Annotated in this window: 15 protein-coding genes and 1 pseudogene; 9 read left to right on the top strand and 7 right to left on the bottom strand. The window is 45.4% G+C overall.

From position 1 onward, the window contains the following. Positions 1–246: 246 nt before the first annotated feature. A complete protein-coding gene (locus QUB61_RS21685) occupies positions 247–549 on the bottom strand; it encodes an acylphosphatase (protein WP_333126590.1) in 303 nt (100 codons plus the stop codon). A 56-nt stretch (positions 550–605) separates the two neighbouring features. Between QUB61_RS21685 and QUB61_RS21690 the strand changes: the two genes are divergently transcribed. From QUB61_RS21690 to QUB61_RS21705, 3 genes are all read left to right on the top strand, one after another. Further along, positions 606–1,181, top strand: coding sequence for a CPBP family glutamic-type intramembrane protease (locus tag QUB61_RS21690; RefSeq protein WP_333126592.1), 576 nt, complete (start codon positions 606–608; stop codon positions 1,179–1,181). 45 nt (positions 1,182–1,226) lie between these two features. Continuing rightward, on the top strand, positions 1,227–2,525 hold the full coding sequence (locus QUB61_RS21695; RefSeq protein WP_333126595.1) for a HEAT repeat domain-containing protein: 1,299 nt from the start codon (positions 1,227–1,229) through the stop codon (positions 2,523–2,525). Positions 2,526–3,139: 614 nt separating this feature from the next. Next, entirely contained in the window at positions 3,140–5,812 is a 2,673-nt protein-coding gene (locus tag QUB61_RS21705; protein WP_333126598.1) for an NHLP bacteriocin export ABC transporter permease/ATPase subunit, read from the top strand. Between the two features lie 193 nt (positions 5,813–6,005). On the opposite strand, the gene QUB61_RS21710 is transcribed toward QUB61_RS21705, so the two are convergent. Beyond that, on the bottom strand, positions 6,006–6,179 hold the full coding sequence (locus QUB61_RS21710; protein ID WP_333190111.1) for an ATP-binding cassette domain-containing protein: 174 nt from the start codon (positions 6,177–6,179) through the stop codon (positions 6,006–6,008). After that, the gene (locus QUB61_RS40000) at positions 6,110–6,295 is read right to left on the bottom strand and encodes a cysteine peptidase family C39 domain-containing protein (protein ID WP_333126604.1); all 186 of its coding nucleotides are present in this window, start codon (positions 6,293–6,295) and stop codon (positions 6,110–6,112) included. Before QUB61_RS40000 ends, QUB61_RS21710 begins: the two co-directional genes overlap by 70 nt. A gap of 355 nt (positions 6,296–6,650) precedes the next feature. On the opposite strand from QUB61_RS40000, the gene QUB61_RS21715 reads away from it, so the two are divergent. From QUB61_RS21715 to QUB61_RS21740, 6 genes are all read left to right on the top strand, one after another. Beyond that, positions 6,651–7,910 (top strand): transposase, encoded by a 1,260-nt coding sequence (locus QUB61_RS21715; protein WP_333126607.1) that lies wholly within the window; start codon positions 6,651–6,653, stop codon positions 7,908–7,910. A gap of 325 nt (positions 7,911–8,235) precedes the next feature. Beyond that, entirely contained in the window at positions 8,236–9,381 is a 1,146-nt protein-coding gene (locus tag QUB61_RS21720) for a phosphotransferase (protein ID WP_333126611.1), read from the top strand. Beyond that, the gene (locus tag QUB61_RS21725) at positions 9,315–10,541 is read left to right on the top strand and encodes a T3SS effector HopA1 family protein (RefSeq protein WP_445300203.1); all 1,227 of its coding nucleotides are present in this window, start codon (positions 9,315–9,317) and stop codon (positions 10,539–10,541) included. Before QUB61_RS21720 ends, QUB61_RS21725 begins: the two co-directional genes overlap by 67 nt. Positions 10,542–10,632: 91 nt before the next feature. Continuing rightward, on the top strand, positions 10,633–10,830 hold the full coding sequence (locus QUB61_RS21730) for a bacteriocin (protein ID WP_333126614.1): 198 nt from the start codon (positions 10,633–10,635) through the stop codon (positions 10,828–10,830). Between the two features lie 110 nt (positions 10,831–10,940). Next, on the top strand, positions 10,941–12,080 hold the full coding sequence (locus QUB61_RS21735) for a hypothetical protein (RefSeq protein ID WP_333126616.1): 1,140 nt from the start codon (positions 10,941–10,943) through the stop codon (positions 12,078–12,080). Positions 12,081–12,137: 57 nt separating this feature from the next. Next, the gene (locus QUB61_RS21740) at positions 12,138–13,250 is read left to right on the top strand and encodes a T3SS effector HopA1 family protein (protein WP_333126619.1); all 1,113 of its coding nucleotides are present in this window, start codon (positions 12,138–12,140) and stop codon (positions 13,248–13,250) included. A 428-nt stretch (positions 13,251–13,678) separates the two neighbouring features. On the opposite strand, the gene QUB61_RS21745 is transcribed toward QUB61_RS21740, so the two are convergent. From QUB61_RS21745 to QUB61_RS21755, 4 genes and pseudogenes are all read right to left on the bottom strand, one after another. Further along, entirely contained in the window at positions 13,679–15,892 is a 2,214-nt protein-coding gene (locus QUB61_RS21745; protein WP_333126622.1) for an NHLP family bacteriocin export ABC transporter peptidase/permease/ATPase subunit, read from the bottom strand. Between the two features lie 19 nt (positions 15,893–15,911). After that, positions 15,912–17,684, bottom strand: coding sequence for an NHLP bacteriocin system secretion protein (locus QUB61_RS21750; RefSeq protein WP_333126625.1), 1,773 nt, complete (start codon positions 17,682–17,684; stop codon positions 15,912–15,914). Between the two features lie 757 nt (positions 17,685–18,441). Then, positions 18,442–18,618: pseudogene (locus tag QUB61_RS40005) on the bottom strand (IS1 family transposase); the annotation flags it as partial. 311 nt (positions 18,619–18,929) lie between these two features. Beyond that, a partial coding sequence (locus tag QUB61_RS21755) for a BamA/TamA family outer membrane protein (RefSeq protein ID WP_333126628.1) occupies positions 18,930–20,709 on the bottom strand: 1,780 nt, incomplete at its 5' end.

Consider the following 20,709-nt stretch of genomic DNA (forward strand, 5'->3'; position numbering starts at 1 on the left):
GCTCTTCGGCCCATCCCACAAGAAAAAATAACTCTTGTGGGATGGGCCGAAGAGCCCGTCCCATCAATTGATGAAAAGGATTTTTGCCAGAGGTCTATTGATAATTGGCAATACAAAATTCGCGCTTTTTATCCGATTTATTTTTTAGTCTGCATGGGCGAAGTCTGCCGTAGGTTGGGCAGACTTCGTTTGTCTAGTAGCGGTTTCAACCGCAGTTTATGCCGTTTATTCTTTTATCGGCGGATCTCAAAAGTACGCGCGTGCGGAGCTATCCCGAAGGGAATCGCCCTCCGGGTCTTCGTATTCCAAAACCAACTCGCTAACCGCAGCACCGGTGGGGCCGCGGCGGCACCAGCCAATCATTCCTTCAACAGCTTTTTTGGATCCTTCAAAGACAGCCTCGACGCGGCCGTCGGGGAGATTTCTCACCCAGCCGCCCAGGCCGAAATACTTTGCTTGATTCATCGTTGAATATCGGTATCCGACTCCTTGAACTAATCCGGAAACAAAAACGCGGACTCTGACGGGCGGCGGTGATGGGTTTTTCATAAACGGGTCAACTTACTGCTAACATCTGTTTGAAAATTTTAAGGATCAGTTTGATTATGTTAAATTTTAGTGCGATTCCCTTCGGGATAGCTACGCTTCACCCGCTGCCGGGATTCCTGATACGTCGCGTCACCCTGGCTTTTTCAACTATTCCCGATTTCACTGATTGGCTAGTTGCAGCTATGCTCGCGCTGGCTTACACTTCCATCGCTCTTTCCGTGGGTTTTTGGTCGGGATTTCTAAAAGTAGACGTGCAAACCTCTCGGCGTACAATTGTGGGAGTGCTTCTTGGCTGTTTGTTAAGTCCGGGCATCACCGAGGAATTATTGTTCCGGGTGTTAATGCTGCCGCACCCGTTCGAGAATGCTTCTGGGTTAATCCTGTGGTTTTGGGGATGCGCGAGTTTGGCGGCTTTTGTAGTTTACCACCCGCTGAACGCGCTGACTTTTTACCCGGTGGGTCGATCGACCTTTATGAATCCAGTGTTTTTGTTGCTGGCGGCAATCTTGGGAGTTGCGTGCTCCATCGCATACCTGCAAAGCGGTTCTATCTGGCCTGCCGTGGCCGTTCACTGGCTGGCAGTGACAGCCTGGCTGCTGCTACTGGGCGGTTACAGGAGGCTGTATGGTTAAATGTAAAAAGTCCAGCATAACTATTTTGTCGGGAGGATGTCAGTTGTGGGTATCATAGGAGCGATCGTAGGTTTTTTAGCAGGGATAGCAGTTGCTTACTGGTTGGTGGAAAAGCGGTTAAACAAGCAAAAGCAAGAATACTTGCAGCAAACTCGCAGAATTACTGAGGAAATAGAATTAGCTCAGATGTCTCGCGTGCAACAAGCTGTCGAAACTCAGCAAGGAGAACGGGAAAATCAGCTCAGAAAAGCTACTATCGAACACGAAAATTTACTCAAACAAGTTACTACCCAATACGAAGATCAGCTCAAACAAGTTACGAATCAATACGAAAATCAGCTCAAACAAGTTCTGGCAGAACGCGATTTTCAGCTCCAACAAGTTGCTGGCGCACACGAGCAGGAACTGCGACAAATCAGCCAGGAATTAGAAGCCGCTAACAATGCTAGGCTGGAGCAAAATATACAATCTTTGCAAGCAGAACACGAACATCATTTACTCAGAGTTGCTGACGAATTGCATATCAATTATCAAGCTCAGATCGAGGAACATTTGCAAAACCTGCAACACGAACACGAAATTCGCTTGAGGCAAACTGCCGAGCAATATGAGAACCGCGAAGTTGAGATGCAGTTAAATATGGAGGCTTTGCAACAGCAATACGAGAGTCAGTTGCAAGCGGCTAACGAGCAGTTGAAAGCTCACGAAGCTCAGATGCAAGCTACTATCAGGTCTTTACAAGAGCAGTACGAGAGGAATTTACAACAACAAGAAGTCCCGGAGCAGCAGTTCAGTCAGTTAAATTCAACAGAATTTGGAGAAGGTTTACCACAACAAGAAGTTTGGCAGGAACAGTCAAGTGAGTTAAATCAAACAGCAGTTCAACTAGAGTTAAATTACACAGATTTTTCGCGACCACAATCAATTAATTTACCTCAACCCGAAGCCGAAAAACAGCTTCCCGTTGCTAGACAAGCACAAACCTATTCGGTGGCGCAGTTGATGGGATGTGTTCAAAGTCAGGACAAAGAAACCCGCAAGTTTGCAGCGTCTGCTTTAGGTCAAATGGCTGCTGCTAATGCTCTGAGAGCTGAAGGTCAGCGAGCAATAGAAACCTTGGGGAAATTAGCTCAAGATGTTTACCCGGAGGTGCGCGAAGCTGCTGTGGAAGCACTAGCAATGTTTAAGTCAGAAAAAGTGATTCCGCTGCTACAAAAATCTTTGCGAGATACAGATAGCGGTGTGGCTAAATCGGCAAGTGCTGCGCTCAATAAGTTTAAGTTTTATCCGCGCACTCCGGCAGCTAAGCCGAAAACTGTTGATGTGAAGAAACCAAAGCCTTAAGCAGTTACTAGCATACATATAGCAATTCTCAATTGCCTACAACACAGTAGGGATACAGCATTGTTGTGTCCTTACCGAGGTGCTCTATTGCACTCAATTTGGATTACTAAGCTGTTGGGCATCTAGATTGTATTTTTGGGCGGGCTACCAGATCCCACCCCACAAGAATTTCATCAAACTTGACTGTAAAATTTAGATGCGCCTGGGCTTACCACAAACATATAGTAAACACTTTGGAGGTTGGGTTGAGGAACGAAATCAGGTGTTGCACGATGGCGCTATGAATCATTGAGGAATGGGGACATCCCAGAATTTGATAGAGTCGAGTAACGGCCGAACCCTTGTATCTGAGCATTTCCAGCGAGGCGCAATATTTTTGGGGGGCTGTTTCCACATCAATAAACTGACGATCGCAATCTACACAAATGTGATGAGTGTTTACCTCGGATGTTACCGTTCTTACGAATGTGTTTGAAACCGCATTTAGGACATTGCATGACTGTTTTACCTCAATTTATAGCACCATTATGCAACGCCTTTTTTTAAACTCTATTACTGCCGACTTGTCTTTTTTGATACTACTATGATAGTTATATAATGTAAATTTGTCTCCAATGGATATCCTTTATTGCCTCACAGGAAATGAACCGCTGTTGCTGGACGATCGACAAAATATCTGGATTATCCAGACTGGTACTATAGCATTGTTTGCTGCTAAAGTCAAGGATAGTGTGGTTAGTGGCGATCGCCAATACTTGTTCGATGTGGGTGCGGGCGAAGCTTTATTTGGTGCAGCGCTGGGCGAAGAATGGGGGCTTTTGGCCGTAGCGATCGAACCCACAAAACTATACCAAATTAACACAGCAGATTTGGTCGCGCAGGTAACAGTTGGTGAAGAAAGGGCAATTGGGTTAGTGAATGGTTGGGTAAACCGTTTAAAGAACACATTCAGCCAGGAATACACAGCGGCGTTCGCTTCGCAAAACTTATCCTTCATAAATTCCGGGAATGCTGCTTCATTGCCCAACATTTTAGCCGATTTACATACCGATTTATTTAATTATTTGAAGGGGCAGGAGTTGCAGAAAACAGAGGCGACTTCTCGGCAACTTCAAGAAAGAGAAGAACTCAATTTAATGGTAGTTAATTCTGCCCTTTCTAAGTTAGCGGGTGTGGTAAAGCCGCAGCAAGAAACGGTATCCTTCCAGCAAGGAATTCCTTTGTTAATTGCAGCGGGTGCAGTGGGAAAAGTCATGGGAATAACAATTAGTCCTCCGACGCAGTTGGAGGAACTCAAATCTGTAAAAGATTCGGTGGAGGCTATAGCGCGTTCCTCCCTATTTCGGATTCGGATGGTGGTGTTGGAGGATGGCTGGTGGCGAAGAGAATACGGCCCTCTTTTAGCTTACACGATTGCAGGGCATCCGGTGGCTTTGTTAGTTGTTGGTAAAGGTTACGTTTTGTTCGATGGAGTAACTCAAACTCGGACGACGGTGAATGAGACGGTGGCCGCGACTTTGGCACCGGAAGCTTACCAGTTTTACCGACCGTTACCTAGTGTTATTAATAATGTGTTGTCCTTGTTACAGTTTGGCTTGAAGGGGTATGAAAAAGACATCGCCAGCATTCTGGTGGTGGGAATTATTGGTACTCTGCTGGGGATGGTGGTGCCGCAGGCGACGGGAATTTTGATAGATAATGCGATTCCAGATGGCGATCGCAATTTATTATGGCAATTAACGCTGGCATTGTTGGCGCTGGGTTTGGGAAGGTCAGCGTTTGAAATGTCTCAAGGGATTATAGCGCTGCGAGTCGAGAACAGCGTTGATAGTTCGTTGCAAATGGCAGTATGGGATAAACTTCTGGGATTGAGTCCGGCTTTTTTTCGGGAATATACTTCCGGCGACTTGCTCAACCGCACCTTGTCGGTGAACCGAATTCGTAGGATACTGTCGGGGGGAACGCTACGCACTTTGATGAGTGGAGTGTTCGGTTTGCTGAATTTGGTGCTGATGTTTGTTTACAGTTGGCGACTCGCTTTGGTGGGGGTGGGGATAGCTTTGCTGACAACCGCAGTCACCTTTGTGGTTGATTTTTTGGTAATCCGCAATTTGCGACGGCTGCAAGAATTGGATGGCGAGATTAGCGGGTTGGTGGTACAACTCATTAATGGGGTGGCTAAGCTGCGGCTGGCCCAGGCCGAAGACAGGGCGTTTGCAGCTTGGGCCCAAAAGTACGGCGATCGCATGAAGTTAGAAGCTGGTTTGCAACGCCTTCAAGATGGAATGGATGTGTTCAACGAGTCGCTGTCCTTGGTGAGTTCGGCAGTTTTGTATTGGTTTGGCGTAGTGTCGATTCAGATGGCGCAAGCTAATGACGGTAGCGGGTTGACGATAGGTACGTTTTTGGCTTTTAATTCCGCCTTGGGGATTTTTAGCGGCGCTGTAAGTAGTATTAGCACTACCGTGACTGATATTTTGGGAATTGTGCCGCTGTGGGAAAGAGCGAAACCGATTTTGCAAACGAAACCCGAGTACGAACCTCATAGAGTAAATCCCGGTCAGTTGCAGAGTGGGGTGGTTTTGGAGCGCGTGACTTTTCGCTATCGGGATGAGGGATTGCCTGTACTTAATGATATTACTCTTTGTGCCCAACCCGGTGAATTTGTGGCGATCGTCGGGCCGTCGGGAAGTGGGAAATCAACGATTGTCCGCTTGTTGTTGGGATTTGAAACGCCTAATTCCGGAAGGGTTTATTACGGTGGCAAAGATTTGGCTTCTTTAGATTTGGTGGCGGTGCGAAGGCAGTTGGGGGTAGTGCTGCAAAGTGGTCGGATTGGTTCGGGTTCGATTTTTGAGAATATCACGGCCGGGGCGTTGGTGTCGCACGAAAAAGCTTGGGAAGCGGCACGGATGGCGGGTTTTGCTGAAGATATTGAGCAAATGCCGATGAAGATGCACACGGTGATTAGTGAGGGGGGAACCAATCTTTCCGGGGGGCAAAAGCAGCGGTTGTTGATTGCCAGGGCCCTGGTGAATCAGCCGAAAATTATTGTGATGGATGAGGCGACGAGTTCCTTGGATAACCGCACGCAAGGGATTGTTGTGGAAAGTTTGGATAAGTTGAAGGCGACGAGGATTGTCATTGCCCACCGATTGAGTACGATTCGCCATGCCGATCGGATTTATGTTGTTGAAGCGGGGCGCGTGGTGCAGGTGGGGACCTTTGAAGAATTGGTGCAGCAAGAGGGTTTGTTTGCACAATTGGTGGCGAGACAGATGGAGTGAAGAAGGCAGAAGGCAGAAGAGAGGGGGAGAGGGGGAGAGGGGGAGAGGGGGAGAGGATTTAACGAGTTTTGATTTGCGATCGAAATATGTAATTTAAATGCACAACAACTTACCACCAGAGTTAGATGTTAATCCTAGGTAATATTGAACCCGATCGGTAAAACGATCGGCCCAGTGTCAGCCACGGTTATAGTCAAAGACCGCCAATTAGCTTAGCAATGGTAGACTTACCAGAACCGCTACTCCCCACAACTGCCAATCGTTGACCGGGCTTCAAACTCAAGCTAAAATTTTCCATCAACGGCTTGGACACCCGACTGTAACCAAAAGTGATATTCTGCAACTCCACATAACCTTGTAAGCCCAAGCTGATTCGCGGCGCAGTTCTTCTAGGGCCACAATGCAGTTATAATAGCTTAGAATAATTCCCAAAGCAGCAGCGCCACACTCTACTGCTTCCATTTGCAGTAAGCTGTTGTGCATCTAATTTGATAGTCAATTTTTCTACAATTCTTGTGGAACGGGCAGGAGAGCCCGTCTCTGCATTCAATTTAGATGCTCCGCAGCTTAGTGTAGGAGTGCGAGTGCGATCGGGTTTAGTTTGCTGTAAAATTTTACGAATCAAGACAAATTGCATAATTGATAAAAAAGACCATCCCAGAGTATCCCACTTATCTTTTTGAGGGGGTTTGGGGGAGCTATAAGACCCACGCCGTACCTGTACCCAGGTCGGCGTTGGGATACATGGACTTCCCCAGTTAAGTTTACGGGACTCGATGTCCCTAAACTTAACATTTAATGTTGCGCTACTTGCCAGTAAATTCAGTATACTAAGGGAATGCTGACACTTACCCATCGCTACCGAATCTATCCAGATACTACTCAAGAGCAGCAGCTTATTGAGTGGATGGAACTCTGCCGAGGAGCGTATAACTACGCCCTTCGGGAGATAAAAGATTGGTGCGATAGTCGTAAGTGTTTGGTTGATAGATGCTCATTGGAAAAGGAATACATCCTCCCGGCCGAAGTAAAGTTTCCTGGCGAAATTCAACAACTTAATAACTTGCCACGAGCCAAGAAGGAATTCCCCAGACTGGGTGAGGTTCCTTCCCAAGTTCTTCAGCAAACTATTAAGCAGTTGCACAAAGGTTGGGAATACTTTCAGAAACGAGGATTTGGTTTTCCACGCTTCAAGAAGTACGGGCAGTTCAAGTCGTTGCTTTTTCCTCAATTCAAGGAGAATCCAGTAACGAACTTGCACATTAAATTGCCCAAAATTGGAGCAATTCCAATTAACCTGCATCGCCCTATCCCTTCTGGGTTTGTGGTCAAGCAGGTCAGAATATTGAGGAAAGCCTACTATTGGTATGCCTCTATCTCCTTGCAGTGTGATGTTAGCGTCCCTGACCCAACTCCTCATGGTCATCCCATCGGGGTGGATATTGGGTTGGAGAAGTTTTTGGCAACCAGTGACGGTGTTCTCGTAAAACCTCCCAAGTTCTTTAAAAAGCTGCAAAGCGAGTTGAAATTGCTGCAACGCAGGCTTTCCAGGAAACAGAAGAGGTCTAAGAACTACGAGAAACAACGTCTTAAAGTTGCTCGTCTTCACCACCAAATCGACAACACGAGGAAGGACTTTCACTACAAACAAGCTCATATGCTCTGTGATGCAGGTGATATGGTTTTCATGGAAGACTTGGATTACCGCGTCAGTGCCAAAGGGATGTTTGGGAAGCATATGCTTGATGCTGCTTTTGGACAGTTTAGAACCATTGTCAAGTATGTGTGCTGGAAGCGTGGAAAGTTCTTCTCCGAAGTCGATGCAAGGGGGACTTCTCAACAGTGTCCCGAATGTGGTGGGTTCGTCAAAAAAGACCTGAGTGTGAGAATCCATGATTGTCCTCATTGTGGATACAAGACGGATAGGGATGTAGCAGCAGGTCAGAATATCAGAAACCGAGGAATCAAACTAATTAATACCGTTGGACAGACGGGAATGAAAACTGCCTGTGCAGACTCACTACCGGGGATTGAGGCAACTCAGTCTAGGCAAGTGTCGAAATCCCGCAAGGGAAAAACCAGGAAATCTCAAAAGTGATTTTGGGAAGCCCCCACCATAATCTTTGATTTGGTGGGGGAGGATGTCACGCGAATATACTCTTGGTGGACGGTAAAGTGTTCGTATTTCCGGTGGAGACTATGAGGTGTTGCCAGAAAATTACGAACAGATGATTTATGTAGTGAGGATTCGTTGATACTACGTTGTCTTGCCAATAAGCTAATCCGCATTTAAATTGCATGGTAAAATAAATTTTTCCTCTTGTGGGGTGGGCAGGAGAGCCCGCCCTCAACATACAATTTAAATGCACAACAGCTTAACCACCGCAAACGAAAGCTTAATTCATCTTTAAAAAGAGTTCCTTATGCCATTCCTGTTAAATTCTCATAATGTTTTCAATTATTTAGTCGAGCATAGCTTAGGCAATAATTGCGATCGAGCACTCATTAAGATAGAGCTAGTTGCCGCTAAAAACTTTAACTTATTACTGACTTTCCCTGATAGTCGCAAGCTATTAATTAAGCAAGAGCGGCACAATCCTTCGGGGCAAGCACCAGGAGAGCTTTTTGGAGAGTGGCGGATCAAAGAGTTCTTCCAGGGATTTTCAGAACTAAATTACCTATGCCAATTTTTGCCTGATGTGCTGCATTTCGATCCGGAGAATTCTATTATTGTCCAAAGATATTTAGATGACTATCAGAATTTAGCGGATTATTACCAAAAGGACAATAGTTTTAACAGCGAAATTGCTGTAGCGATCGCCACCATCCTCGCCACCATCCATCGAGCCACTTTCAACCGCCAAGACTATCAGGAATTCTTCTCGGCAAAACCTGATAATCTCAGCCCTGCTCATGTCCCTAACTGGATTCGCAGTATAGAAGAGATAGGACCGGAAATTTTTGGTATAATTCCCGCAGATGGGCTGAAATTCTTTAAGCTCTATCAGCGATACGAAAGCTTGGGGCAAGCAATGAGGGAACTTGGTAATGTTTTCCACCCCTGCTGCTTGACCCACAATGACCTCAAACTCAACAACATTCTCCTACACACCAATTGGGAACAAGAAGGTTCCAACATCGTGCGGCTAATAGATTGGGAGCGCTCTTATTGGGGAGATCCTGCCTTTGATTTGGGAACACTCATTGCCAGCTACCTGCAAATCTGGCTGAGTAGCTTAGTCATCAGTAAGTCTCTTACTATTGAAGAATCTCTGCGTCTGGCTATGACCCCACTGGAACACCTTCAACCTTCCATTGCTGCTCTGACAAAAGCTTATTTCAATAACTTCCCGGAGATTTTCCAGCATCGCCCCGATTTCTTGCTGCGAGTCGTGCAATTTGCAGGATTGGCATTAACTCAAAAGATTCAGGCAATGATTATGTACGAAAAATCATTTGGAAATCAGGGTATTTGTATGCTTCAGGTTGCTAAGAGTTTGTTATGTCGTCCGCAACAATCCTTAGCAACTGTTTTCGGAACCGCAGCTACAGAATTAACTCAATTTTAGATCTGCTGCTGCTATTAATTTTTATCCCCGACAAAACTATCATGCAACTAGAAAATTTTTCACAAACTCAACAGCCAGATTTTGCTTCACAACAGCTACTGGATACTTTGCAAGACATTGTTAACAATGTGCAAATCCACTCCAACTTCTGTATTCGCCATCCCAATTACAAACCCTTAGAATTACCCGAGGAAGTGGCCGTCCACTTCCAGCGAATGCCTGCAGATATTCAGAATAAGTATTTGAGCCTGCAACTGCGAAGTTTTCTCTACGGTATATATTACAACGGCTCTATGCGAGCAGTTCTCGCACCAGACGCCGATTCAGCGGATTTGGCACTGTACCAAGATTTAGAAAATAACACCCGCTTAGGAGTAGACATAGCATTTTACGAACAATTGCACTCCTGCAATGGGGGCTCTGGCTATTTCGATCCAGGTTGGTATGTGGTGAGGCAAGAAAGCGATCGCACTTTTGCAGTAACCAAGGGCGGTTTGACTTTACGCATTCAACCCGAAAAGCATCTACAACCCGCCGAAAAGGTTGCTGTAGGTGAGTTGGTGGCGATCCGGATGCCTCGTAATTTAGTGCAAAGCGGGTTCTACGTGGCAGTTGGCAATGCAGGAATGCGGAGTAATAGTCATCCTGACCGCAAACTAGAAATCGTGCGAATTTACTTCAATTTCAGCCCCGAAGGTGCAGTAGCGGTCATGGGCAGTCTGACGCGCGAGTTGAACGATATCTCAATTCCCTTTCATTTTAAGACGCTATACAACCCAGATGAATACAAGCGCCATGACTCAGGCGTACTCTATTTCGACAAGAGTAACTATGAAGCCGTCCGGCAGGTTCTTGAGAGTGTTTATGCAGAAACAAAAGCGCACTTTAACACAGATGTCCCTCTATTCACCAAGTTCCTGGCACCAGGCGTTGGTCTAGCAGAGGAACCAGACAGCAAATTTGCCGACCAAGAAAGCTTTGGGATGAACCGCTGCCAAATAGTTGCCAATGGCTTGCTGGAGGCTTGGCACTCGATCGATGACTCCCCAGAGGCGCGGATGACCTCTATCCTCCAGCAATTCTCACTTTTGGGAGTTGAATTGCTGCGTTCCTACCTGAATGCTACTTCTCTGGATATATATACGCAGATGAAGTTTTGATGACAAATTACCTCTCAGGGCAGAAGCATATCCTGCGGGGGAAGAATGTATACTGCATAACATATCAAACACACATCAAGAGGAAAATCAAATGATTGATCCCCAAAATAATGACGAAAAGAATGACGTCACAATCGTTGGAACTGACTTTTTTACCGATTCTGAAAGCTTCTTGAATGAACTGACAGATGATGAATTAGAGCAGGTAACAGGTGGTAGCCAGAGCAACATAACCCTACTATTGTGTGGTCCGGGGAATAGCACCAATACCTTAATATTGTGTGCTTAATTTGGTCTCAATAAATATAGGGCGGGTCGATACCCGCCCTATATTTATTCCGGGAATCAAAAAGCCATAAAGTATACTCGCCCGCTCAGCACAACAAGCTTTTTGTGACTATGAATCTCAAGTATAAAAACTTATTTCATTACTTAGTAGATGCTGCTATATATCAGGAAGACGATTTAGAGGCTCTGAAAATTGACCTTAGTAGTCAGGCTTCTAATTGGGTCATCGATCTGCCCAGAAATCTCGGGAAGGTCTTTGTTAAACAGACACCTCATCATAGTGGACTTTATAACGATATTAGAATTTGGAAAGAGCGGCACATTTATAACTTTTTGCAGTCCGATAAGAGTTTAGATTACGTCTCGTCACTAACTCCAGAGTTACTGCATTTTGATGAAAACAATTTGATACTAATATACAAATGTCCAACTGATTATATTTCGCTAAAAAATTACTATAAAAATCAGGAATATTTCCCAAACTTCCTAGCCGAATTAGTGGGAACTACTTTAGCCAAACTCCATTCTGCAACGATAAATTCTCAGCAGTGCCACACTTTTGTGTCTGAGCTTGAAGAATCTAAACTTAACTACCAACTTCCTTATCCTGATTATCTTTCTGACTATCTTATCGGCCGGATTGAACCTGAGAGTTTAAAGAAGAGTCAAGTTGTTTCTTGGAGATTTCTCGGTAATTTTCAACAATCTGAAGCTGTGAGGGAAGTAGTTACAGATTTGGTGTTGAATCATCGCCACTGCTGCTTAACACACAATAATATTCAATTTAATAATATTTTAATACCCAGGCATTGGGAAAAGTTAGTAACAGAAACTCCGGATTCCGATCGCAGCCTAATTAAGCTTATTGATTGGGAAGCATATAGTTGGGGCGATCCGGCTTGCGATTTAGGAAAAGCAATTCTTGGCTATTTTCTCTTGTGGATCGACAGTATGATTGTGCATCCTGCTATTGAAATAAAAAAATCTATACAGCTAGCCACAATACCTTTAGAAGTTGTTCGTCCTTCACTTGTAGCCATGACCAAAGCTTATATTAATACTTACCCAAAAATTTTAGAAGATTATCCAGAATTTATCAAGCGGGTTATTCAGTTTGCTGGACTTGGTTTAATTTATCAACTCCTAACAAAATTTCAACTTCAGCCAGAGATGGCTTTAAGTCACCATAACCTCTATTTTTTCATTGCTTCACAATTACTCTGCAAGCCAGAAAAATTTCTGTCAATTTAACCTTTTATAAGTTTTGATTAAATACCCTGTAAACAACAGGATTTAGGAGTATCTATCATGCAATTCCCACCTACTTTACAAGAGACTTTACATGATATTGTTGGCAACATTCAAATAGAATCCTCCGAATTCTGCATCAGTCATTCTCACTATCCTCCTATAGAAACTCCTGCTGCTACTGTGGCACAACTGCAAAAAATGCCTCGGGAAACTCAGGATAAGTATTTAAATTCCCAGTTATTAGAATTTATATATAGCATTTACTTTGAAGGTTCGCGTATCAGAGAAGTAAGCCCAGGAATTAAGACGAACGAACAAATTCTGCAAGAAATAGATTCCAGAGGAATAGACTGGGAATTTTATGAACAACTGGACAGAAACAATGATGGGAGAGGTTTTTTTCACCCAGGGTATCGCATTATTAGACAGGAAGCTGATGGTAGCCTTGCTGCTGAATTCGATGGTATGATTCTACACATCCAGCGAGAGCTTCATCTTCCTTTAGTCTTGCAATCAGCTACTGTAAACGATCCAGTAGCAGTATCGTTACCTTCTAGCTTTATTAATGAAAATAGGTATAGAGCAAATGGCGATGGCCTAGGTGGTTTACCGCCTATAAAACTTCACAGTGAAGGAATAATTGTTTACTTCAACTTTAGTCCCGAAGCTGCTGTTTCTACCATGAAGTGCGTCACGACAAAATTAAATGAAGTGAAAGTCCCCTTCGCCTTCGAGGTATTACACAATCCTTTGAACTACAGCTTGTATAACTCAGGATTTCTGAAATTTCCTTATAATCCAGACGAGTCTTACCGATACAAAGAAATTCTTTTACCAGTCTTACAGGCGATTTACGCAGAAAATAAATCTCACTTTCGGCAGCAGGTTCCCATATTTACTAAGGTACTCGCACCTGGTATTGGGTTAGCCGAACATCCGGCTTCTGAACTGAAGTTTGGACTTCAACAACAGTTTGGAGAAAACCGCTGCGAAATTGTTGCCAATGCTTTGTTAGAAGCTCATCAAAACAATGATGAATCTAAACAAGCTCGGATGCAATATATCATCCAACACTTTGAGCGGTTGGGGCTTGACATAGAGCGTCCCTATCTCAATCCTAACTCGGAAGATATTTACACACCATTGGACTTAACTAACGGTGTGAGTTGATTCGGGACAGGTTGAAAAATACATATAGCAATCCTAAATCAGTTTCAATAATTGGTTCCCAGGCTCTGCCTGGGAATCAATGTCCGGAGGCTCTGCCTCGCCTGCTACAATCGAGGCAGAGCCTCCGGATCTGCGTTACCAGGCTCTGCCTGGTAACGAGTAGAATCATTTAGGATTGCTATAAGACCTCTTGCAAAAGTCCTTTTCATAAATTTATTGGACGGGCAAGATGCCCGTCCCACAAGAAAAATAACTCTTGTGGAATGGGCATCTTGCCCGTCCTAGTTATTTTTGCAAGAGGTCTATAGCAAATATTTCAGCAGGATTCTGTCTTTTTTTGCTCATTTTCTTGTTAAAAAACAACGCTGTTTATTTTTAATAAACACCAGTCCAAGTCCGACTTCTCTAAAAAGTCGGGGCTCTAAAAATCATTCTTCGCTGCGAAGCAAACGCACGTAACTGCCCCCTTGGGCCCACAACTGCTCGTGAGTTCCCCGCTGTACAACCAAACCCTGCTCCAGTACAATAATTTCATCGCAATCCCGAATCGTACTGAGTCGGTGGGCAATCACAACACAAGAACAACCCCGCCGTCGCAAATTCCGGTCTATCATCAACTCGCTTTGAGCATCCAGGGAACTCGTTGCCTCATCCAACACCAACACCGCTGGATTTCTCACCAAAGCGCGGGCAATTTCCAATCGCTGGCGCTGTCCCCCACTCAAATTCATTCCCCCTTCAATCAGCTTCGCCTCGTATCCTCCGGGCAATGATAGAATCGTTTCGTGAATCGCTGCATCCTGACAAGCCTTCACCAAATCCGCTGGCGCTACAGTCGAATCCCACAAAGTGAGATTTTCCCGCACAGTTCCACCAAATAGAAAGATATCTTGTTCCACCATTGCCAAAGCAGAAGTTAAAACAGAACGCGAAATCTGTTTTCTGGGTGTACCATCAAACAAAATCTCTCCGGACCAAGGTTGGTAAAGACCGCAAATTAGCTTAGCAATGGTAGACTTACCAGAACCGCTAGTCCCCACAACGGCCACTCGTTGACCGGGCTTCAAACTCAAGCTAAAATTTTCAATCAACGGCTTGGACACGCGACTGTAACCAAAAGTGATATTCTGCAACTCCACATAACCTTGTAAGCCCAAGGTGATTGGTGATTGCGGAAGAGAAAAAGTTTTTCCCCCTTCCCCCTTGGACTCTTCTGGTCCTTTTTCCACCTCTGGGTCCACTGAATTTTGCAATACATCCTCGAGTCGGTTCAAATCCGCTTCTAAATCTTGCAACAAACTGCCAAAATTAATTAAACTGTCGATCGGCCCCAAAAAACCAGCCATTAAACTTTGGTAAGCAACCAGCATCCCCACACTCAGCGTCCCGTCCATCACTTTCAAGCCGCCGACTGTTAATATAGAAGCTGTCATCAGCGCCGACAGCAGCGTGGGTAAGATTGTCAAAACTTGAGATTGTAAACCTAAATCCTGCTGTGCGTTCAGCGCTTTGGCATAGTACCCGGCGAACTTGGCAAACGAGTCGGACTCCAGACCAGAAGCTTTTAGTGTTTCGATCGTTTGAATGCCTGCGATCGCCGCGCCATTCACCTTACCATACTCCTGCGCCAGCTTGAGATTCGCATCCACCCGCGTCCGCAACATCAACTGTAGGGCGAAGAAATTAATCGAGGCAAAAACAACGGCTATTCCGGTCAGGAGGCGATCGTACTGCAGCATAATTAACAAGTAAAAAACCATCATCACCGTGTCGATGATAGTTTTACCCAAAGTACCCGAAAGTATCCCCGCAACCTTGTCATTCAGCGACAGCCGACTGCTAATTTCACCCGCAAAGCGCTGTGCGTAAAACCCAACTGGCAGACGCAAAATGTGCCAAACAAACTGCCCCGACATCGTTACCGACAGCTTCAACATCAAATTGCGCAAATAGGTAAGTCGCAGGGAAGCGAGAATACCCCTGAGTACCGCCGTGAGAACCATTCCCAGCACCAAAGGCCGTATCCAATCTTGGCGTTGGGAAACCAAAATTTCATCCACGAAGACTTGGGAAAAAGCAGACACCGCCAAGCGAGGAACGGTCAGCAAAAACCCCGCGAACAGGGAGAATAAAATGGTACCCCAAGAGTACCGCAACCGCGACACTAAAGCGGCGAGAGTGTTCCTTTTTTTACCGCCCTTTTCAAAAGAAGGGCCGGGTTCCATTACCAGGATAACCCCAGTGTAAGCGCGATCGAACTCTTCGAGGGAAACCGTTCGCCGTCCCGTAGCCGGGTCATTGAGATAAACGCACTTTTTCCCGAACCCCTCTACTACCACAAAGTGGTTAAAATTCCAAAATACAATGTAGGGTGAGGGAATGGTTTTCAGTTTTTCCAACGGCGCTTTAAACCCTTTGGCATTTAAACCATAGTTCCGCGCTGCTTTGACGAGATAAAAAGCACTAGAACCATCTCGCGACACGCCGCACTCGCGCCGCAGTTCCGCTAGGGGGACAATGCGCGAGTAATATCCTAGAATAATGCCCAAAGCAGCAGCACCGCATTCTACAACCTCCATTTGCAAAAGCGTGGGAGTGCGAACGCGACGGGGTTGAAGTCCGCGCAGAATACTCGAAATCATCGCTGTCTTTTGTTAAATTTCAATACACACCAGTCCAAGAGCGAAACAGAGGAATAATATAAGAAATCGGAGCCACTTCTCCTACTTTGACCCGAACTAATGTAGTAGTACCTGATGAAAGTTTTAACTCAGGCCCCTTGGAAGAAGACCAATTATAACCACTTTTTGTAGTTGCATCTTCTTGCAATTGAACAAAAACTTGCACTCGGGCACCATTCTCACCAGCCAGACTTTTCGCTAACTCTTCATTGCCCACAACTGCGCCAATTTCCTGAGTTGTCACCGGAAAAGGAGAAACCTTCGTTACTACCCCAACAATACCACCGTAGCGCTCGCGCTTGACAACGCTGGGCGTAACTTGTACATTCATACCTTGTTTAATTTGTTTACCATCTTTATCCGCCAAATAAACAATACTTTCCAGTTTGACCTGAGAATCTTCAGCTTCAATTATTCCCAGACGGGTGCTGGCGCCAACAAATTGACCCGGCATAACGCTGGTTTCTAAAACATACCCATCATGTTTGCTGATAACTTGACTTGACTGAGCCAATTGCACTTCTAATTGAGCAATCTTGTCTTTAATTTCTTGGGTTTGATTGGTTTTGTCAAGAGATTTTTCTACGTCTTGTTGAAGCTGTTGGGCTTTTTGGGCTTCGATTTCCTTAATTTTGGTTTGGAATTCGTCAATTCTATTTTGAGCTTGTAGGTATTCGCGCTTGGCATTAGTTTTTTGAACTTGGATTTCTTGTAAGTTGGTTTTGATTTCGTCTATTCTATTTAAGTTTTGCTGGTATTCCCGTTCTGTATTGATAACTTGAACATCAATTTCTTTAATAGCATTCTTGAGTTCATCAACTTTATTGAGATTTTGGAGATATTCCCGTTCGGTATTGGTTTTCTGAACATCAAGTTCCTTAAGTTGCGTGTCGATATCCGACACTTGCGTCTGCGCGTTCAACAATTCCTGTTCCGACTGCAAAAGCACATCCTGACTGACGATTTTTTCTTCAAACAAATCACGACGAGTTTCTACCCGCTGTTGCAAAGTTTTTAGCAGCGTGCTAATTTGTTGCTTTCGCTCCAGAAGACTTTTGCGTTTTTCGGCGAGTGCTGCGAGAGTTTGTTGGCGCAGGACTGGCGTAACTTGCTCTCGGCGCACGCTTTCCTCCAGACTTTTACGCTTTTGTGCAAGTGCGGTGAGAGTTTGTTGGCGCAGGACTGGCGTAACTTGCTCTCGGCGCAGACTTTCTTCGAGACGAAGGCGTTTTTGCTCTAGTGCTTGGAGGGTTTCTTCTCGCAGCATTGGTGCGAGTGACTCGCGACGCAAACTTTCTTCTAAGTCTTTCTGCTGTTGCTCAAGCGTTATCAATTGTAGCGCTATCTGCTGCTTTCGCAGAGCTAAGGTACTTTGATTTTGCTGTTGCAGTTGGGCTAACTTGGCTTTCTCTAACTCTAGTTCTTTTTGAAGTTGAGACTGATCGATCGTAGCGAGTACCTGCCCTTGCTTAACTCTATCTCCCGCCTTAACATTTATGTTTAATATTTGACCTTCCTTAGGCGCTTGAAATTGTACCACATGACGGGGACGAATCAATACGCCAGCACCGGTAACGGTGAGAGGAATGCGCCCAACTACACTCCAAACGCCAGCCCCAACAATTAAACAGCCCATCGAAACCAAAGGTAACCAAGTTTGGGGGCTGACTACCCGCATTAGTTTGTCGAGTTGTTCGGGTGAGGAAAGGCGCTCAAGCGCTGCTTCACGGAAGAGTTTGTTGCCTTGAGACATACATTTTTTTGTGTTTGCTTGGCTAGCGATATTTTCTATAGTAAGCTTTAAAATTCCATTGCACTTTACCTCTTGGTTTCACCACAAAAGCGGTATTTTTTCTACTTTCAATGGTTTTTAAGCCAAGTCGAGTTTCATCTTGACACCAAGATTTTATCCCATTTTTTGCTGGACTTGGGGTAGTAGGCTCTAAGGCGGGGTCTACCAGTTATTTCCCGTATTTTTAACAGTTCTTCCAGACCGCCAGCACTATATTGTTTTAACCATCTGTGCATAGTAATTATATCTGTACTCCCAAACGTGGCAGCTTTGTCTGTAATTCCTTGACTATACCAGCTTTTAAGCAGTAAAGTGCCTGAATTTTTTGTCGATTAGTCAATGTTCGCGGCGCGGTCAGAGGATTATTTTTAACGGAATAAGCTGTCGCGCATTTAAATTGTATATTCAGGGCGGGCGGGACGCCCACCCCACAAGACTTTGATTTTTTTTGACATTCTATTTAAATGCCGCAACAGCTTATACTGTATGTATCAAAAATCCCGAGCTTAATATTTCACTCTAATGACACTTGCGATTATTTTTGTGTTAAACTATCAACCTCGCGGTCGATCGCCCGCCATATTACTTAATAATTTTTCCATCTTGATCACAACTTTAATTAAATAAGTATTTTTCAGGAAAAAATTTACATATCTTCTCTTAAAGAACTGTTATGGTTGCTATAACTTTGGCGGGCGTTGCACAATGGCGCTATGAATTATTGAGGAATGGGGAGGCCGAATTTGAGATAGTGGAGTAACAGCCGAACCCTTGTATCTGAGCATTTCCTCGGATTTTGACTCTCAAGGCTTCGTTCCAGGGGATGCAACCCTTCTTGCAGATAGTGTCGCAACCGGGTATTTTCCCTTTCTACCCGTGTCTCATAAGTCAAGCTTCACGCATCCTGTAGGGGCGGGTTTTACAAACAATATTTGATGACCGCAAACAATTTTGTAAACCCGCCCCCACACAACCGATAACCCTGATTAACCTGATGTTCGATCGAATCCAAAAAATGTAGATTCGGATTTGTCGTATTCGTGGGGGCGGGTTTATTATATTGTTGGTTTCTGACATAGATGATTGGTGAAACCCGCCCCTACACTTAACTCCTGTTCGTGGGGGCGGGTTTATTATATTGTTGGTTTCTGACATAGATGATTGGTGGAACCCGCCCCTACACTTAACTATTGACTAATGACTAATTCAAAAACGCTGCCTTGTACCGAGCACAAATTTGATTTCTCCTGCATCGCTAACCCCCATATCTAAGCGAATTAGTCCAAAGCCCGATCGCACCCTCACACCCACCCCAACACCCGCCCCAGTCCCCGGTTTGTCCCTGACGGAGGCCGGTTTTCCCAGTACGCTATCTCCCGTTCCCAAATCCGACTCAAAATCAACAAATATCACGCCGCCGACATCCCTGCCAACAGGAAACCGATATTCGCCGGAAGCCAAGAAATAACTCCGGCCGGTGCCAATATCCCCGCTATCGTAAGTCCGCACAGAATTGCGGCCGCCGAGGCGAAAAGCTTCTGTTGGCGGCAAATCCCCGATTACCGTCCCCGCTTGCAAGTTAAAAGCCAACATTTCGGGCAAGGCTTCGGACTCCAAACGGCCGAGCAAAGTTACTGGTACATACTGTATATAATTGGCCAACAGGCGGTTGCTCACAATGTTACCTCGCCCCAGAGGTATCGACTGCTCGGTACTGAGGCTGAGAATCGAGCCGCTGGTGGGGTTGAAGGGATTGTCCCGCCGATCGAGCATAGCGCCAAAAGAAACAGTGTATAACTCGTCAACGCCCGTGTCGCTGAATGTGAGGGGGTTGCCGAGTTCGTCGCGGCGGGCGATATTTAAGTTGCGATCGCGCGTGCTGATATTTGTATAATTTAATCCCAAAGTCGATTGCCAGTCGCCCAAAGGTCTGGTAAACCTGAGATTTCCCCCCCTCCGAATTTCCCGGACCCGGTTCCCGTTGGGCAAATCAATATCTTGGTTGAAAATTTCCGATATTCTGCGATCGCCAAAAGCTCTCACACTGTATCCCAAACGGTCTTCGGCGGCAACGTAAGGGCTGACAAACTCGACATCGTACTGGATACCTCGGAGGCTGGGCTGAAGTTCCACCTCCAGCCGCTGCGGGTTTCTGGCAAAAGTTCGATCGGTATATGAAAGAGGAACAGCAACGCCAATATCATCACTAAGACTGGCACTGACGCCAAAAGAGCGAGCCGATCGCTCTTGAACATTGTAGATAACATTAATATCCGTGCCAACTTCTTCGATCGAAACCGTAACCTTGTCAAACAATCCCAATTGCTGCAACTGCTGCAAATCCGATCGTACAGCGGACGGGCTGTAGTTATCTCCCGGCTTGAGTTTGAGCTCGCCTCGGATAAAATCTTCCGAAATTCTGCCCTCAACGGGATTCCCTTTTTGATCGACAGCTTCGCCTCTGGAATTGACAAAGCGAATTTTCACCTCAGCAACGTAAACGCCCTCAGCATTGCCAGCTTGACTGATTTGTAGAGTACCGCCTAGCTGTCGGGCGCTGCTGTTTACTGCTTCGGGGATTTCGGCTTTTGCCGCCAGCGTCGCCACCGGTTGCACCGGAATGATTGTTGACTGTTGACTGTTGACTGTTGACTGATGACTAATGACTAATGACTGATGACTGATGACTAATGACTGATGACTAATGACTAATGACTGTTGACTGTTAACTGTTGACTCGATTTTATTATTGTGATGCCACCGGAAACGATATGAGGGAGATTCCCCAGGGGATAGCTGCGCCGCGCCTACTTCTTTTGAAGCTGCCAGCTCATCGGATGCCGGCAAATCCCGCACAGTTGGACTCACCTGAGAGGTTGCACCATTCTCAATCAGCTTTTTATGAACAGGCAAGATGCCTGTTCCACAAAACAATTCATCTCTTGTGGAACGGGCATCTTGCCCGTTCTTGAGAATGGTGCCAGAT

It is taken from the genome of Microcoleus sp. C2D2 (genome assembly GCF_036702495.1).
Taxonomy (GTDB): domain Bacteria; phylum Cyanobacteriota; class Cyanobacteriia; order Cyanobacteriales; family Microcoleaceae; genus Microcoleus.

Coding starts and splice junctions, on each gene's coding strand:
- QUB61_RS21745 (WP_333126622.1), bottom strand. CDS start 15,892: ATGATTTCGAGTATTCTGCGCGGACTTCAACCCCGTCGCGTTCGCACT.
- QUB61_RS21690 (WP_333126592.1), top strand. CDS start 606: ATGTTAAATTTTAGTGCGATTCCCTTCGGGATAGCTACGCTTCACCCG.
- QUB61_RS21735 (WP_333126616.1), top strand. CDS start 10,941: ATGAATCTCAAGTATAAAAACTTATTTCATTACTTAGTAGATGCTGCT.
- QUB61_RS21705 (WP_333126598.1), top strand. CDS start 3,140: ATGGATATCCTTTATTGCCTCACAGGAAATGAACCGCTGTTGCTGGAC.
- QUB61_RS21750 (WP_333126625.1), bottom strand. CDS start 17,684: ATGTCTCAAGGCAACAAACTCTTCCGTGAAGCAGCGCTTGAGCGCCTT.
- QUB61_RS21715 (WP_333126607.1), top strand. CDS start 6,651: ATGCTGACACTTACCCATCGCTACCGAATCTATCCAGATACTACTCAA.
- QUB61_RS21740 (WP_333126619.1), top strand. CDS start 12,138: ATGCAATTCCCACCTACTTTACAAGAGACTTTACATGATATTGTTGGC.
- QUB61_RS40000 (WP_333126604.1), bottom strand. CDS start 6,295: ATGCACAACAGCTTACTGCAAATGGAAGCAGTAGAGTGTGGCGCTGCT.
- QUB61_RS21725 (WP_445300203.1), top strand. CDS start 9,315: ATGTCGTCCGCAACAATCCTTAGCAACTGTTTTCGGAACCGCAGCTAC.
- QUB61_RS21730 (WP_333126614.1), top strand. CDS start 10,633: ATGATTGATCCCCAAAATAATGACGAAAAGAATGACGTCACAATCGTT.
- QUB61_RS21685 (WP_333126590.1), bottom strand. CDS start 549: ATGAAAAACCCATCACCGCCGCCCGTCAGAGTCCGCGTTTTTGTTTCC.
- QUB61_RS21720 (WP_333126611.1), top strand. CDS start 8,236: ATGCCATTCCTGTTAAATTCTCATAATGTTTTCAATTATTTAGTCGAG.